At 71.1% G+C, this 15,353-nt stretch carries 12 protein-coding genes, 1 pseudogene and 1 riboswitch; of the genes and pseudogenes, 10 read left to right on the forward strand and 3 right to left on the reverse strand.

Annotated elements, in window-relative coordinates; all coding sequences use genetic code 11:
- Positions 1-22: 22 nt before the first annotated feature.
- The 4 genes and pseudogenes from A4R43_RS04180 (at position 23) to A4R43_RS04195 (ending at position 4,578) form a co-directional block, all read left to right on the forward strand.
- Complete coding sequence (locus tag A4R43_RS04180; protein ID WP_113691071.1) at positions 23-1,000, forward strand: ABC transporter substrate-binding protein; 978 nt, start codon at positions 23-25, stop codon at positions 998-1,000.
- Positions 1,001-1,005: 5 nt separating this feature from the next.
- The gene (locus A4R43_RS04185; RefSeq protein WP_113691072.1) at positions 1,006-3,069 is read left to right on the forward strand and encodes an iron ABC transporter permease; all 2,064 of its coding nucleotides are present in this window, start codon (positions 1,006-1,008) and stop codon (positions 3,067-3,069) included.
- Between the two features lie 11 nt (positions 3,070-3,080).
- Positions 3,081-3,742 (forward strand): annotated as a pseudogene (locus A4R43_RS04190) (imine reductase family protein).
- A gap of 11 nt (positions 3,743-3,753) precedes the next feature.
- Positions 3,754-4,578: a class I SAM-dependent methyltransferase gene (locus A4R43_RS04195; protein ID WP_113691074.1), complete on the forward strand. Its 825-nt coding sequence runs from the start codon at positions 3,754-3,756 to the stop codon at positions 4,576-4,578.
- Between the two features lies 1 nt (position 4,579).
- Here the strand turns inward: A4R43_RS04195 and A4R43_RS04200 are convergent, their stop codons facing one another.
- From A4R43_RS04200 to A4R43_RS04210, 3 genes are all read right to left on the reverse strand, one after another.
- Complete coding sequence (locus A4R43_RS04200) at positions 4,580-5,503, reverse strand: glutamate ABC transporter substrate-binding protein (RefSeq protein WP_113691075.1); 924 nt, start codon at positions 5,501-5,503, stop codon at positions 4,580-4,582.
- Positions 5,504-5,619: 116 nt separating this feature from the next.
- Positions 5,620-7,083, reverse strand: a complete 1,464-nt coding sequence (locus A4R43_RS04205) for an amidase (protein WP_113691076.1) — start codon at positions 7,081-7,083, stop codon at positions 5,620-5,622.
- Positions 7,084-7,107: 24 nt separating this feature from the next.
- Positions 7,108-8,925, reverse strand: coding sequence for a fibronectin type III domain-containing protein (locus tag A4R43_RS04210; protein ID WP_113691077.1), 1,818 nt, complete (start codon positions 8,923-8,925; stop codon positions 7,108-7,110).
- 77 nt (positions 8,926-9,002) lie between these two features.
- Positions 9,003-9,069, forward strand: a riboswitch (guanidine-III (ykkC-III) riboswitch).
- A 10-nt stretch (positions 9,070-9,079) separates the two neighbouring features.
- Here A4R43_RS04210 and A4R43_RS04215 point away from each other — a divergent pair.
- The 6 genes from A4R43_RS04215 to A4R43_RS04240 all read left to right on the forward strand — a co-directional run bounded on the left by A4R43_RS04215 (position 9,080) and on the right by A4R43_RS04240 (position 14,985).
- Positions 9,080-9,394, forward strand: coding sequence for a DMT family transporter (locus tag A4R43_RS04215; RefSeq protein ID WP_113691078.1), 315 nt, complete (start codon positions 9,080-9,082; stop codon positions 9,392-9,394).
- A gap of 67 nt (positions 9,395-9,461) precedes the next feature.
- On the forward strand, positions 9,462-9,677 hold the full coding sequence (locus tag A4R43_RS04220; RefSeq protein ID WP_113691079.1) for a hypothetical protein: 216 nt from the start codon (positions 9,462-9,464) through the stop codon (positions 9,675-9,677).
- 241 nt (positions 9,678-9,918) lie between these two features.
- Positions 9,919-11,481, forward strand: a complete 1,563-nt coding sequence (locus A4R43_RS04225) for a sugar transferase (RefSeq protein WP_113691080.1) — start codon at positions 9,919-9,921, stop codon at positions 11,479-11,481.
- A gap of 114 nt (positions 11,482-11,595) precedes the next feature.
- Positions 11,596-12,210 (forward strand): malonic semialdehyde reductase, encoded by a 615-nt coding sequence (locus A4R43_RS04230; protein WP_113691081.1) that lies wholly within the window; start codon positions 11,596-11,598, stop codon positions 12,208-12,210.
- 205 nt (positions 12,211-12,415) lie between these two features.
- Entirely contained in the window at positions 12,416-14,443 is a 2,028-nt protein-coding gene (gene thrS / locus A4R43_RS04235) for a threonine--tRNA ligase (RefSeq protein WP_418190868.1), read from the forward strand.
- Positions 14,440-14,985, forward strand: coding sequence for an HIT family protein (locus tag A4R43_RS04240; RefSeq protein WP_113691083.1), 546 nt, complete (start codon positions 14,440-14,442; stop codon positions 14,983-14,985). The genes thrS and A4R43_RS04240 overlap by 4 nt, the downstream gene beginning before the upstream one ends.
- Positions 14,986-15,353: the final 368 nt, after the last annotated feature.

Below are 15,353 nucleotides of genomic sequence, written 5' to 3' on the forward strand. Positions count from 1 at the left end.
TCACCCATCGAGTAGGAGAAACATGCGCAAGTTCCGTGCGGTGGCCGCCCTTTCGGCGGCCGCCATGGTGTTCGCCGCGGGATGTGGCACCACCGAAGCTCCCCAGGGCGAGACCCCGGCCACCGCGGCCGGTGCGCCGGTCACCGTGGTCGACTCCCGCGGCAAGGAGGTCCGCCTCGACGGACCGGCCAAGCGCGTCGCGGCCACCGAGTGGAACGCGGTCGAGCACCTGGTTTCGCTCGGTGTCATGCCGACCGCGGTGTCCGACATCAAGGGCTACGGGCAGTGGGTGAGCGCGGCGCCGCTCGACGGCACGCCGACCGATATCGGCACCCGCGGGGAGCCGAGCATCGACACGCTCGGTTCGCTCGACCTCGACCTGGTGGTGGTCACCGACAGCCTCGCCGAAGGCGCGCTGGAGCAGATCGAAGCGCGGATCCCGGTGCTGGTGCTGGCCGGCGGGGACACCAAGGACCCGATCGGCGCGATGTTCAAGAACGTGGACCTGATCGCCAAGGCCACCGGCACCGAGGCCAAGGCCGCGCAGCTGCGCACCGAGTTCGACAACAAGATCAACGAGGGCAAGGCGGCCGTCGAGCAGGCGGGCGCGGCCGGTCAGCCGGTGGCCTTCTCCGATGCCTACGTCACCTCCGGCACGGTCGGCATCCGGCCGTTCGCGAAGGGCGCGCTGGTGCCAGCGGTGTTCGAGCGCATCGGGCTGACCAATCCGTGGCCGATGGAGGGCGACCCGGTCTACGGCCTGGCGCAGGCCGACGTCGAAGGGCTGACCCAGCTGCCGGACGTGCGGTTCTGGTACATGGCCAACGACACCTTCGGGGACGCCTACGCCACCGAGCTGGCGGGCAACGCGATCTGGCAGAAGCTGCCGTTCGTCACCTCCGGCAAGGTGCGCAGGCTGCCGGACTCGCTGTGGATGTTCGGCGGGCCGAAGTCGATGGAGCAGTACGTCGACGCCGCGGTCACCGCGCTTAAGTCATAACCGGGGTGGGGACCACGCTCGGGCGGTCCAGGCTCGCCCTGCTCGCCGCCGGGCTCGCCGTGCTCATCGTGCTCGGCTCGGCGGTGCACCTGACCCAGGGCACGGCGAACCTGGATCCCCTGGACCCGCTGCGGCTGCTCTTCGGCGGCGGGCCGGGGGACACCGCGGCGATCGTGCTGGAGTCGAGGCTGCCGCGGCTGGCCGCGGCACTGGTGGTCGGCGTCGCGCTCGGGGTGTCCGGCGCGGCGCTGCAGTCGGTGGCGCGCAACATGATGGCCTCACCGGACACACTCGCCGTCGACGCCGGCGCGCACCTGGCCATCGTCGCGGTGGCCGCGGTCGGCATCTCGCTGCCGTTGCTCGGCGCGGCGGGGGTCGCCTTCGCCGGCGGGCTGGCCGCGGCGCTGCTGGTGCTCACCTTGGCTGGCACCAGCGGGCAGGGCATCGTCCGGCTGGTGCTGGCGGGCACCGCCATCGCGCTCGCGATGATCTCCGCGACCCGCGTGCTCCTGCTGTTGTTTTCCGAGGAGACCCGCGGCCTGTTCGCCTGGGGCGCGGGTTCGCTGGGGCAGAACGGGCTCGACGGGGTCCGCACGCTCGGCCCGGTGGTCGGCGCGGCGCTGCTCGGGCTGCTGGTGCTGTCGCGGCGGCTGGACCTGATGTACCTGGGCGACGACCACGCGCGGACCCTCGGTGTCCACGTTGGACGGATCCGGTTCACCACCATCGCGCTGGCCGTGCTGCTGGCGGCCACCGCGGTGACCATCGCCGGGCCGATCGGCTTTGTCGGCCTCGCCGCACCCGCGCTGGTCCGGCTGCTGTCGAACGTGGTTCCCGGGCTGCACCGGCACGCCGCCCTGCTCCCGGTCTCCGCGGCGATGGGCGTGGCGCTGCTGCTCGGCGCCGACGTGCTGATGCGCGCGCTGATCGGTTCGCAGGGCGCGCTCGAAGTGCCCACCGGCGTGGTGACCACCGTGCTCGGCGCGATCTTCCTGATGGTGCTGGCCCGCAACATCCGGGTCGCCACCGCGGCGGCCGAACCACCGTCGGCGCACGCGCGGGCCGGGGTGTCCGTGCCGCGTTACCGCCTGATCACCGGGGTGCTGGTGGTCGCGGCGATCGGCGCGCTGGTCGGCTCGGTGTTGCTGGGCGACGCGAAACTGCTGCTCGGTGACGTGGTCAACTGGGTCAGCGGGCAGGCCGGACCGTTGGTCACCGGGGTGATGGAGAACCGCGTGCCGCGCGTGGCCGCGGCCTTCCTCGCCGGGGCCGCGCTGGCGCTGGCCGGTGCGGTGGTCCAGGCGGTGGCACGCAATCCGCTGGCCGATCCGGGCGTCATCGGCGTCTCGGGCGGGGCCGGGCTCGGTGCGGTCACCGTGATCACCCTGGTTTCCGGGGTCGGTTTCTGGACGCAGGCCGGTTTTGCCGGGCTCGGCGCGGCCGCCGCGATGGCCGTGGTGTTCGCGCTGGCGGCAAGGGGCGGGCTCGCCAGCGAGCGGCTGGTGCTGATCGGGTTCGGCATGCAGGCCGGGACGCAGGCGCTGGTCACCCTGCTGATCACGCTGTCCGATCCGTGGAACGAAGCCAAGGCGCTGACCTGGCTCGGCGGCTCGACCTACGGGCGGTCGTTCGCGCACCTGGTGCCGATGGCGCTGGCCATCCTGGTGGTGGTGCCGCTGCTGGTCCGGGCACGCGGCGAACTCGATCTGCTGTCGCTGGACGACGAGACACCGCGGGTGCTGGGCGGGGCGGTGCCGCGGTCCCGGCTGCTGCTGCTCGTCGGGGCGGTGCTGCTCACCGGGAGCGCGGTCGCCGGGATCGGGGTGATCGCCTTTGTCGGCCTGGTCGCGCCGCACGCCGCCCGCGCGCTGGTGGGGCGGCGGCACGCGAGGATGCTGCCGGTCGCCGCGCTGCTCGGCGCGATACTGGTGCTGGCCGCGGACACCGTCGGCCGCACGGTGATCGCGCCGTCCCAACTGCCGGCCGGGCTGATGACCGCGTTGATCGGGGTGCCCTACTTCGTCTGGCTGCTCCAGCGGTCGCGGCTGGCTTCTACCATGCGCGCATGACAGCGACCCGGATGACCAAGGCGGACCGGCGGCGGTTCCTGCTCGACCGCGCCTTCGAGCTCAGCCGCGCGCAGGGCACGGCCGCGCTGACCCTGGTCACCCTCGCCGAGGCGGCCCAGGTGTCGCGGCCGGTGGTCTACGAGCACTTCGGCACCCGCGAGGGCGCATCCCGAGCACGTGGGCGCCCCCGGGACGGTGGTTGTCTACAGTGGACCCGAGGCGTCTTCGACCGGCACCGCGACCGGCTCGCCGCCTTCGGGCAGGCCGTGTACCTCGGCGGGGACCCCGGCGCCGCCGCGCGCTACGACCTCGCGCTGCTCAACCTCGCCTGGGCCACGCTCGCCGGATTCGTGCAGACCGCCGCGCTCCTCGGCACCGCGGGCATCCGGGCGGGGGAGGTGGCCCCGCTGCTCACCGGCTGGCTCGCCGGGACCGTCAGCGAGGTCATCACCGACTACGCCGGTCAGCTCGACCGGGGCAGCTACCCCGGCGACGGCGAATGGCTGGAACTCGACGCGCCGCTGATGGACCACCTCGTCGAGACCACCGGGAACTCGGCCTCGACGACACGCTCGCCACCACCGTGCGCACCCTGACCCGGCGCGCGATCGACGCCGGTCACGGCAGCGACAGCTTCGCGAGCCTCATCGAGGTCATCCGCCCGGTTCCGTAGGCTCGGCGGTCATGGGCTGGATATGGGATCCGTCGTTGTATGCCGGTAGCGCCGAGTACTACGCTCGCGGCCGGATCTCGTACCCCGTCGCGCTCGCCGACGCGCTGGCCGCCGAGCTGGGGCTGGACGGCTCCGGCCGCCTGCTCGACGTCGGCTGCGGCCCCGGCTCGCTGACCCTGGTGCTGGCCGGGCACTTCCGCGAGGTGACCGGCATCGACGCGGACCCCGGCATGGTCGCCGAAGCCGCTCGCCGCGCGGACGCGGCCGGGGTGGGCCACGCCCGCTGGATGCACCTGCGCGCGGAGGAACTGCCCGCCGGGCTCGGACGGTTCGAGCTGGTCACCTTCGCCCAGTCGTTCCACTGGCTGGACCGGCCGCGCGTGGCCGCCACGGTGCGCGACATGCTGACCGGCGACGGCGTCTGCGCCCACGTGCACGCCGAGACCACCCACGGCACAACGAGTCCCGAGCCGCTGCCGCACCCACGGCCACCGCACGCGGAGATCGGCGAACTGGTGCGCGAGTACCTCGGCCCGGTGCGGCGAGCGGGTCAGGGCCAGTTGCCGGACGGTACGCCCGCCGGGGAATCGGAGATCTACCGTGCCGCCGGGTTCACCGGGCCGGGCCGCGTCGAGGTGCCGGGCCGGGTGGTCACGCGGGTGGCCGACGATGTTGTCGCCGGTGTGTATTCGCTGTCCAGTTCGGCGCCGCACCTGTTTGGCGACCATCGCGCGCGGTTCGAGGCGGACCTGCGGCAATTGCTGCACCGCGCCAGCCCGGACGGGCTGTTCAGCGAGCAGACCAGCACGATCGCCGTCGACCTCTGGCGGCGCTGACTCAGGAGCCCGGTACCGAGCCGATCTGCGGTGGCGTCGGCACCGGCCCGGTGACCACCGTGCCCAGCGTGGACTGCCACAGCTCGGTCCACAGCCCGGCGCGGACGATCTTGTCCAGCCAGCCGTTGACGAACTCCTTGAACGCGGCGTCCCCGCGCGGCAGCCCGATGCCGTAGGGCTCGCTGGTGAACGGCTCGCCGATGATCTTGATCCGGTCGTTCAGCCGGGCCGCCCCGGCCAGCGCGGTCAGGTCGTGCACGTAGGCCACCGCGCGCCCGGATTCCAGTGCCTGCACGCATTCGCTGGTGGTGCCGAAGGTTTCCAACTCGGCCCTCGGCGCCGCCTGCCGCAGCGCGTCCACGCTGGTGGTGCCCGCCACCACGGCCACCGGCCTGCCGTTGAGATCGGCCGGACGGGTGATCGAGCGTTCCTGGTCCAGTGCGGCGATCGCCTGCCCCGACCGCAGGTACGGCCCGGCGAAGGCGACCTTTTCCGCCCGTTCCGGGGTGATCGTGTAGATCCGGATCACCGCGTCCACCGTGCCGACCTGCAGCAGCGTTTCCTTGGTCTCCGGGGTCGCGGTGACAATTTTCACCGTCGATTCACCGAGCAGGTATTTCGCCAGCAACTTCGCCAGTGTCGCGTCGAATCCCTCGGTTTCACCGGTGATCGAATTGCGCTCGGAAAGCAACGGCAGATCGAGCTGACCGCCGACGATCAATTGCCCGCGACCGCGGATCCTGGCCGCGGTCGGGCTGGCCGACACCTCCGCGGCACCGGCCACCGGGGCCCGGTCCAGCAGCGTCGCCCGCGCCGGAGGAGCCGCCTGACCTGGGGTATCGGGACGATCGCAGGCGGTCACCGCCGCCATCGCCGCGAGCACCGTGGCCAGCCTCCGCCGGCGCACCTCAAACGTGGCCGCCATCTTCCGCGCTCCGTTTCCCGCCCCCGGTGCCCGTTTCCGTGGCTCAGTATTGTGGGCACCCCATGCATCACAAGGGCCGATGGGCGGCGAGCGCGGAAAACTAGCTGATTCGCTAGCTAAATCGCCGTAGGACGTTGTTCAGCCCACGGCTTCGCCTGTTCCAGTTGCGCGGCCAGCCGCAGCAGTGCGCCGTCGGCGCCGAGCCGCCCGACGAACTGGGCGCCGATCGGCAGCCCGCCGGCGGTCCAGTGCAGCGGCACGCTCATCGCGGGCCTGCCGGTCAGGTTCGCCAGCTGCGTGTAGGGCACCCAGCTCAGGTTCTCGTGGATCAGCCGGTCGACGATCGGGGTGAACCGCAGCAGCCCGGCGACTCCGGCGGTGAGCAGCCCGCGCTGCAGCTTGCGCACCGGCGCCGGGGTGTCGAAGGCGCCGATCTTCGGCGGCGGCGTGGCCGTGGCCGGGGTGAGCAGGAAGTCATACGACTCGTGGAACTCGGCGAGGCGCCGGGTGTGCTCGTGCCGCCGTTCGATCGCGCGCACCAGGTCGACCGGGCTGGTCGCCCGGCCGAGCGCGGCCATGGTGCGGGTGTCCAGTTCGAACTCGTCGTCCCCGGCGCCGCTGGCCGCCTTGCACTCGGCCATCGAATGCGCGCAGCTGACGAACCAGCTGGTCAGGAAGTCCTTGGCGAGCGCGGCGTCGTCGAACGGCTGCGACTCGAGCTCGACCACCTCGTGCCCCAGTTCCGCGAGCAGCTCACCGGCGGCGCGGGCGGCCGCGATGGCCTCGGGATGCGGGTGGGGATTGATCGCGCTGGCGGTGCACAACGCGATGCGCAACCGGCCTGGATCACGCCCGACCTCGTCGGCGAACGGCTTCTCCGGCGCGGCCGCGAGATAGGGCGAAAGCGGCGTTGGCCCGGCGAGCACGTCGAGCATGGCCGCGGTGTCCCGCACCGAACGGGAGATCACGCCGTCGGTCGCCGTGCCGCCGAGCCCTTCGGCCCTGGCCGGACCGGCCGGGATCAGCCCGCGTGACGGCTTGAGCCCGAACAGTCCGCAGGCCGAGGCCGGGATGCGGATCGAGCCACCGCCGTCGCTGGCCGCCGCACACGGCACGATCCCTGCCGCGACGGCCGCGGCCGCACCACCCGAGGACCCGCCCGGCGTGTGCTGGGGATTCCACGGATTGCGCGCGGGCCCGAACAGGTCCGGCTCGGTGATGCCCTTGGCCCCGAATTCGGGTGTGTTCGTTTTGCCGAAGACCACCAGCCCGGCGTCCAGCCAGCGGCGCACCACCGTGGTGGTCTCCTTGGCCGGCACCGAGACCATCGAGCGGGACCCGGCGCTGGTCGGCTCACCCGCCAGGTCCTGGTTCAGGTCCTTGAGCAGGAACGGCACCCCGGCGAACGGCCCGTCCGCCGGGGTGGCGGGCGGCTCCACCTCGCGCACGACGGCGTTCAGCCTCGGGTTCACCCGCGCGAGCTGGGCACGGGCCGCGTCGAGCAACTCCGCCGGAGTGGCCTGGCCCTCGCGGACCAGGGCGGCCAAGCCGACCGCGTCGTACTTCGGGTAGTCGTCCATGGGGCAGATCTTGCCTGATCGCGCCTACCCCGGCGGCCAGGTGAACCGGTTGGATTCGACACCGTCGGCGATCACCCAGACGGATTCGCCGACCTGGTCGAAGTGGAACGCCTCGAAGGTGACGGATCCGTTCTTGTCAGTGGTCTGCCCGGAGCCTGGGTTCTTGTATCCCTCGGCGGTGGAGAACGGGTTGAAGTCGTACTCCGTGTTCGGGTCGAAGCCCGTCGCGACCACCCGCATCTTCGCGCAGTCCGGCAGCGAGCAGCCGTCCCCGTACGCCTCGGATTCACCGCGGGACACGGTGATCGTTCTCGGCGATTTCGGCGTCACCGCGCCGGATTGGGCACCTTGGCCGCGTCCGGCGGAGTTCTGCGCGGTCACCGTGATCACGTAGGTGGCGTTGTTGGTCAGCCCGCTGAGCGTGGTCGACCGGACGCCACCGCCGACGGTTTTCTCACCGCTGCCCGCACTGGAACTCCAGGCGATGTGGTAGTTCGAAACGGCGCCGCCGTTGGGGGAGGCGGCACCCCAGTTGACCGTGATCGCGGCGTTCCCGGCGGTCGCCTTGACCCCGGGTGGCGCACCCGGCGGACTGGCCGGTTTCGGCGCCGGTGTCTGCGGTTTGGCCGGTGGCGGCTTGGGCTGCGCCGGCGGGTTCGTCCGTTGCTGCTGGGGCGGAGGCGGCTGCTGTTGCTGTTGCTGGGCGGGTGGTGCGGTGGGCGGCGGTGGGGTCTGCGCGGCCGGTGGGGGAGGGGAGGGCGTGGGCCGCTCGTTGCCCGCCACCTGGACCGGGTTGACCGCGCCGTTGTTGTCGACCACGAGCACGTGGCCGCCGTCGGCGCTGTCCACGTAGACACGCGAATCCTCGCCTCTCGCGAGCCGCGGTTCACCTGGCGGGACCGGGGTGCTCTGCCGCGGCCTGCCGTCGCGGTCGTAGGTGAGCACGGTGTTCCTGGCCCGGTCGAGCAGCACGACCGCCTGCCCGGAGGAGGCGACCGCGCTGTAGTCGCCGGCCGGGAGGTCCACGGTGATCGGCCGGGTTTTCGCGGGTGTCGTGTCGACCAGATGCATGCGCTTGCCCGCGCTGTCGAGCACGGCGATCCGGCCGCCGACGTCGGTCGAAGCGAAGCGCGCGGACGGCGGCACGTCCACGCCGAGCGCGGTGCCCTCGCCGAATTTGCCGCCCTCGATCGGGTGGGCGGTGTCGGTGGAGGTGTCGACGAAAACCGGGCGATCGGCGACCACGGTCAGCCCGCCGGTGTGCCCGCTCGGCGCGTTGGTCGGGCAGGCGAGCCGGTCGGCGTCGCGGGCCAGCTCGCAGAGCGAGTTGGTGCCCTGGTGGTGCACCCACACCGAGCCCGCGCTGGTGGACACCGGATCACCGAGGCTGCCGCCCGCCGAGATCGTGGTGTGCTCGTCGCCGAGGCGCACGATCTGCCCGGCGTTGCGGTAGACCAGGTACGGCCCGCCCGCGATCTCGAGCGCCACCGGCCGCTCCTGCGCGGCGGGCGCGGTCACCTTGCCGACGGCCAGGTCGGACTTGCCGAACTCGATGATCCGGTTGCCGCCGACCACGTACCCGCCGGTCTCGCCCTGGACCACCTGACTGCCCGGATCGGCGCCCGGCAGGCCGAGCTGCGCGTCGATGTTGCGGCTGGCCCCGTCGATGTGGAACACCGTGCCCAGCACGGAGTTGAACACCCAGTGCCCGGACTGGAAGAAGTCGACCCCGCCTTCGGGCCTGGCCGCGCCGGACAGCGCGAGACCGGCCGCGGTGACCACCGCCACCACGGTGATCACCAGCGGCGAGCGCCCGCGCCACCAGGCGAGTTTCTTCCTCACGAAGCGAGCGTAGGCGAAACTCCCGCGCCTTCTCTACGCCTCGTTTGCCGCCGGATGGCGGTATGTGAGATCTTGTCGGTGAGCCCGCAAAACGGGCTTCCGGACGAGGGGTGCCGTACCCGGTGTGCGACAAGACGGCCCGCTGGAGGCCGTCATGTCCTGGGTCGTACTGGTGCTTTCCGGGGTGCTGGAAGCCGTCTGGGCCACCGCGCTCGGCAAGTCCGAAGGCCTCACCCGCTTCGGCCCGGCCGCGGTGTTCTTCGCCGCGCTCGCCGCGAGCATGGTGGGGCTCGGCTACGCGATGCGCGAGCTGCCCGTCGGCACGTCCTACGCCGTCTGGGTGGGCATCGGCGCGGTGCTCACCGTGGTCTACGCCATGGTCACCGGTGAGGAACCGTTGTCCGCGCTCAAGGTTCTCTTCCTCGCGATGATCGTCGGCGGGGTGGTCGGGCTCAAGCTCGTCCACTGACCGCGCGCCGGTTCCGCAGCGTGGACGCGCTGGCACCGGCGCCGGTCGTGCCCCGAGGATGCTCGCCATGACCGCCGTCGTCGAGCTGACCCTGTCGATCCGCGTGCGTGCCGACGAGCGGAACGCCGCCGAGATCGCCGCGCGCCTGCTCGAGTCCGTCGAGGACACGCTGGGCGTACCGGTTCGACGGCACTTCGCGCGTCGCCATCGTCTGAGCCGCCTGGACTGTCCTGAATGGACGGTGGCTCCCACGGGCGGCCTAACGGCACGGCCGCTCGGGTGAGGGGAGAAATTTCCGACTACTTTGCGTAGGGGTTTCCCCAAGACCAATGATCACCCTTCGTCACCTCTTTGTTATTCAAGCATCATTCCTCCGCCTTCTCAGTGAGCCGAATTCGCGTTCTGACCTTGTAACGCTGCATTCAGAGTGACCGATACCACCGCGTGTATTGCTCGCGGCCCTACTGAGCGTATACCACTCGCAGTCACTCTCAGTCATCATTTTCGCGTGTATGGGAGGTCCGATGGAAGAGTCGGTGCGGCGGTCCTTGCCGGTCAATTCCCGGCCGGTCAACGATGCGCGGCCGCACATCGGCCTTCCCGCGATTTCCCGGCAACCGCACCGGATCGCGCCGGACGCGCCCGCCGATCCGCGCCCGCCCGCGGCGGCGGACCGGGACCGGCACACGCCCGACTGGGAATCCGGTTACCGCAGCCTGGTTGTGCTCGGTGACCTGGTCGCGACCGCCGCCGTGGTCACCGTGTCGGCCTTCGTGCTGCACGGTTTCGGTGCCGCCTGGCCGATCACGCAGTGGCTCGCGCTGGGCACCGTGCTCGCCGTCGTGTGCGCGCTGCCCGCCAGCCGCGCGTGGAATCCGAGAGTGCTCGGTGAAGGCGCCGAGGAGTTCCGAAGACTCGGGCGGGGCCTGTTCGCCGCGGCGGTGATGGTCGCGCTCGGCGGGCTGCTCTTCGGCGCGCTCGCCGTGCAGCCCTGGGTGTTCGCCGTCATTCCCGCCGTCGCACTGGTCTCGTTCCCGCAACGGTATGTGCTCCGCCGCTGGCTCCACCGCAACCGCCGCCGCGGCGGCTGCCTGCTGCCGGTGCTCGCCGCGGGCAGCCCGGACACCGTGCGCGATCTGATCTCGCGCACCCGCGCCGAATCCCACGTCGGCTGGCGCGTCGAGGCGGTGTGCACGTTCACCGGCGAAGGCGAACCCGGCAGCGGTGAGCTGGACGGGGTGCCGGTGGTCGGCAGGCTCGACGAACTCGCCGACCACGTCCGCCGCGGTGGTTACCGGGTGGTCGCGGTCACCGCCGATGCGTACTGGAGCCCGCGCAAACTGCAGCAGGTCGCCTGGGACCTCGAAGGCACCGCCGCCGAAATGGTGGTCGCGCCGGTGCTGATGGAGGTCGCCGGCCCGCGCCTCAACGTTTCCGGTGTGCTCGGCATGCCGCTGCTGCGGGTGACCGCGCCGACCTTCACCGGCGGCCGCCGCCTGGTCAAGGAGATCGTCGACCGCGTCGCCTCCGCACTTCTGCTCCTGTGCATTTCGCCGCTGCTGCTGGCCGTCGCGGTGGCGATCAAGCTGGCCGACCGCGGCCCGGTGATCTACCGCCAGCGCCGCGTCGGCCGCAACGGCCAGCCGTTCACCATGCTCAAGTTCCGCACCATGGTGGTCAACGCCGACGCCGTGCGCCGCGAACTGCTCGACGCCAACGAGGGCGCCGGTCCGCTGTTCAAGATGCGCCGCGATCCGCGGGTCACCCGGGTGGGCGCGCTGCTGCGCCGGTACTCGCTCGACGAGCTGCCCCAGTTGTTCAACGTGCTGACCGGGCGGATGTCGCTGGTCGGCCCGCGCCCGCCGCTGCCGGAGGAGACCAAGGCCTACGCCGCCGATGCCCGCCGCCGGCTGCTGGTCAAGCCGGGGCTGACCGGGTTGTGGCAGGTCAGCGGCCGCAGCGACCTGACGTGGGCGGAGAGCATCCGGCTGGACCTGCGGTACGTGGAGGACTGGTCACTGGCACTCGATCTGGTGATTCTCTGGAAGACCGTGCGGGCGGTGCTGGTCGGCGAAGGCGCCTACTGAGATTCCCTCTGTGACGTTTTCCGCTGTGACCTGGATCTAGTTGAAACCGAAATAGTCAAGCGCTCAACTATGTTGGCTGGAGGTAGTCAGGAACTCACCAGGAAGGACCGCATCATGACCTCCGCCGACGTTCGCCCCGATGGCCTCGCCCTCGACCGCGAGGTGCAGGACCTGCTCTTCCGCGAAGCCAGGACGGCCAACGCCTTCAGCCCCGAGCCGGTCGGCGACGACCAGGTCAAGGCCATCTATGACCTGGTGAAGTGGGCGCCCACCTCGATGAACACCCAGCCGCTGCGCGCGCTGGTGCTGCGCAGCGGCGAGGCACGCGAGCGCCTGATCCCGCTGCTGGCCGAGGGCAACCGCGCCAAAACCGAGAGCGCGCCGCTGACGGTCATCCTGGCCGCCGACACCGAGTTCCACGAGAACCTGCCGAGCCTGTTCCCGCACCACCCCGGGGCGAAGGCGGCGTTCGCCGAGGAGGACGTCCGGATCGAGACGGCCAAGTCCAACGCGCTGCTGCAGGTGGGCTACTTCATCATCGGCGTGCGCGCCGCCGGGCTGGCCGCCGGCCCGCTGACCGGCTTCGACGCGCACGGCGTGGACAAGGAGTTCTTCCACGACCGGCCGTGGAAGTCGCTGGTCGTGGTGAACGTCGGCAAGCCGGGCGAGAACGCGTGGTACGACCGGCTGCCGCGGCTGGGCTACGACCAGGTGGTCGACACGCTCTGAAACCGGCCAACGGTTCCGTTGTCCCGTTCCCAACGACGCCTACGGTCCGTTCGCGGCGTTTTTCGAGGGCGGAGCGCCGTTCGCGTTCGACACGTGTGAGCTGCCCTGACCGCGACGGCTAGCATCACGGGAGTCATCGGAAGACCCAGCTGAGGAGCCCACCGTGTCAGAGTTCTCGCCAACCGCGGCCACCCCGTCCGAACGCGTGGTGGTCACCGCGGGCACTACGGCGAGTGCGGCGATCCGCGAGGCCGGGCTGCCGGGCAAGGGCCCGGAAGCCGTCGTGGTGGTGCGCGATCCCGAAGGCAGGCTCCGGGATCTGGCCTGGGTGCCCGAAACCGACACCGAGGTCGAGCCGGTGGCGGCGAACACCGAGGACGGCCGCTCGGTGATCCGCCACTCCTGCGCGCACGTGCTCGCGCAGGCGGTGCAGCAGCAGTTCCCCGAGGCGAAGCTGGGCATCGGCCCGCCGGTCAAGGACGGCTTCTACTACGACTTCGCGGTGGATACCCCGTTCACCCCGGAAGACCTGCAGGCGCTGGAAAAGCGCATGAAGCAGATCATCAAGGGCTCGCAGCAGTTCTCGCGGCGGGTGCTGGAGTCGGTGGAGGCCGCCAAGGCCGAGCTGGCGGACGAGCCGTTCAAGCTCGAACTGGTGGACCTGAAGTCCGATGTGGACACTGTGGACACTTCAGAGGTGATGGAGGTCGGCGGCGGCGAGCTGACCGTGTACGACAACCTCGACCCGCGCACCAAGGAGCGGGTGTGGGGCGACCTGTGCCGCGGCCCGCACATCCCGACCACCAAGCACATCCCGGCGTTCAAGCTGACCCGCGTCGCCGCGGCCTACTGGCGTGGCAACGAGAAGAACCCGCAGCTGCAGCGGATCTACGGCACCGCGTGGGAATCGGCGGAGGCGCAGGAGCACTACCTGGAGATGCTGGCCGAGGCCGAGCGGCGTGACCACCGCAAGCTCGGCGCCGAACTGGACCTGTTCTCCTTCCCCGACGAGATCGGCTCCGGGCTGGCGGTGTTCCACCCGAAGGGCGGGATCATCCGGCAGGAGCTGGAGAACTACTCGCGGCAGCGGCACGTCGAGGCGGGCTACGACTTCGTCAACTCGCCGCACATCACCAAGGCGTCGCTGTTCGAGATCTCCGGGCACCTCGGCTGGTACAAGGACGGCATGTACCCGCCGATGCACCTGGACGCGGAGTACAACGAGGACGGCACCGTCCGGCGGCCGGGGCAGGACTACTACCTCAAGCCGATGAACTGCCCGTTCCACGACCTGATCTTCCGCTCGCGCGGGCGGTCGTACCGCGAGCTGCCGCTGCGCATGTTCGAGTTCGGCTCGGTGTACCGGTACGAGAAGTCGGGCGTGGTGCACGGCCTCACCCGTGTGCGCGGCATGACGCAGGACGACGCGCACATCTTCTGCACCGAGGAGCAGGTGGGCGAGGAGCTGAAGTCCTTGCTGGGCTTCGTGCTCGGGCTGCTGCGCGACTACGGGCTCGACGACTTCTACCTGGAGCTGTCCACCCGGAACGAGGAGAAGTACGTCGGCTCGGACGAGGTGTGGGAGCGGGCCACCGAGGTGCTGCGGGAGGCGGCCGCCGACTCCGGCCTCGAGCTGGTGCCCGACCCGGGCGGCGCGGCCTTCTACGGGCCGAAGATCTCGGTGCAGGCCAAGGACGCGCTCGGCCGCACCTGGCAGATGTCGACCATCCAGCTGGACTTCAACCTGCCCGAGCTGTTCGAGCTGGAGTACACCGCGGCCGGCGGCGAGCGGAAGCGGCCGGTGATGATCCACCGCGCGTTGTTCGGCTCGATCGAGCGGTTCTTCGGGGTGCTCACCGAGCACTACGCCGGCGCGTTCCCGGCGTGGCTGTCGCCGGTGCAGGTGGTCGGCATCCCGATCGCCGACGAGCACACCGAGCACCTGCGCGGGGTGGAGAAGGCGTTGCGCACCAAGGGGATCCGGGTCGAGCTGGACCTCGGTGACGACCGGATGCAGAAGAAGATCCGCACGCACACCATGCAGAAGGTGCCGTTCATGCTGCTGGCGGGCGGCAAGGACGTGGAGTCCGGCGCGGTGTCGTTCCGGTTCCGCGACGGCAGTCAGGTCAACGGGGTGCCGGTGGACACCGCGGTCGAGGCGATCAGCGCGTGGATCGGCCGCCGTGAGAACACCTCGCCGTCGGCGGAGAGCTTCGGAGCGGTTCTCGCGTGAAGCCCGAATTCGAGGCGCAGGACGGCGTCGGCGTGCCCGACGCGCTGCAGCGGCTGTGGACCCCGCATCGGCTGGCGTACATCCAGGGCGAGAACAAGCCCGAGGGTGACCAGCCGACGGGGTGCCCGTTCTGCCGCCTGGTGGAGCTGGAGGATGCCGACGCGCTGATCCTGGCGCGGGGTGAGTCGGTGTACGCGGTGCTGAACCTGTACCCGTACAACCCGGGGCACCTGATGGTGGTGCCCTACCGGCACGTGGCCGACTACACCGAGCTGACCGATGCGGAAACGGTGGAACTGGCGCGGTTCACGCAGCACGCGATGGGCGTGGTGCGGAAGGTGTCGGATGCGCACGGGTTCAACATCGGAATGAACCAGGGCGTCATCGCGGGCGCGGGGATCGCCGCGCACCTGCACCAGCACCTGGTCCCAAGGTGGGGTGGTGATGCCAACTTCATGCCGGTGATCGGGCACACGAAGGTACTGCCGCAGTTGCTGAACGAGACCCGGGACCTGCTGGCCCAAGCCTGGCGCACCACCTAGCCCTCATCCCGCCCCGCCCCCAACATCCCACGCCACGCCACGCCACGCCACGCCATGCCACGCGACGCCACGCGACGCCGAGCCGAGCCACGCCGAGCCGAGGTGGCCGGGCCGAACTGAGCTGGCTGGGCTGGGCCGGGCCGAACTGGGCTGGGCTGGGCTGGGCTGGGCTGGGCCTTGCCGGGTCGCTGCCGCGCTGGCGAGGGCTGGCCCCACCAAGCCGCCGCGCTGGCGGGCCAGACTCGGCCTTACTCGCCACGCCGCGCTGGCGAGTCGGATCGGGCCAGGTTCGCCGGGCCGCGGGCTGGCCAGGCAGCCGGGCTGCAGGACTCGCCTGGCTGCCTGGCGACCGGATTCGCTGGCCGCCG

It is taken from the genome of Amycolatopsis albispora, from assembly GCF_003312875.1.
Lineage (GTDB): Bacteria > Actinomycetota > Actinomycetes > Mycobacteriales > Pseudonocardiaceae > Amycolatopsis > Amycolatopsis albispora.

Excerpts from the sequence above, each read along its gene's own strand:
- A4R43_RS04180 (WP_113691071.1), top strand. The coding sequence starts at position 23 with ATGCGCAAGTTCCGTGCGGTGGCCGCCCTTTCGGCGGCCGCCATGGTG.
- A4R43_RS04195 (WP_113691074.1), top strand. The coding sequence starts at position 3,754 with ATGGGCTGGATATGGGATCCGTCGTTGTATGCCGGTAGCGCCGAGTAC.
- A4R43_RS04200 (WP_113691075.1), bottom strand. The coding sequence starts at position 5,503 with ATGGCGGCCACGTTTGAGGTGCGCCGGCGGAGGCTGGCCACGGTGCTC.
- A4R43_RS04205 (WP_113691076.1), bottom strand. The coding sequence starts at position 7,083 with ATGGACGACTACCCGAAGTACGACGCGGTCGGCTTGGCCGCCCTGGTC.
- A4R43_RS04215 (WP_113691078.1), top strand. The coding sequence starts at position 9,080 with ATGTCCTGGGTCGTACTGGTGCTTTCCGGGGTGCTGGAAGCCGTCTGG.
- A4R43_RS04220 (WP_113691079.1), top strand. The coding sequence starts at position 9,462 with ATGACCGCCGTCGTCGAGCTGACCCTGTCGATCCGCGTGCGTGCCGAC.
- A4R43_RS04225 (WP_113691080.1), top strand. The coding sequence starts at position 9,919 with ATGGAAGAGTCGGTGCGGCGGTCCTTGCCGGTCAATTCCCGGCCGGTC.
- A4R43_RS04230 (WP_113691081.1), top strand. The coding sequence starts at position 11,596 with ATGACCTCCGCCGACGTTCGCCCCGATGGCCTCGCCCTCGACCGCGAG.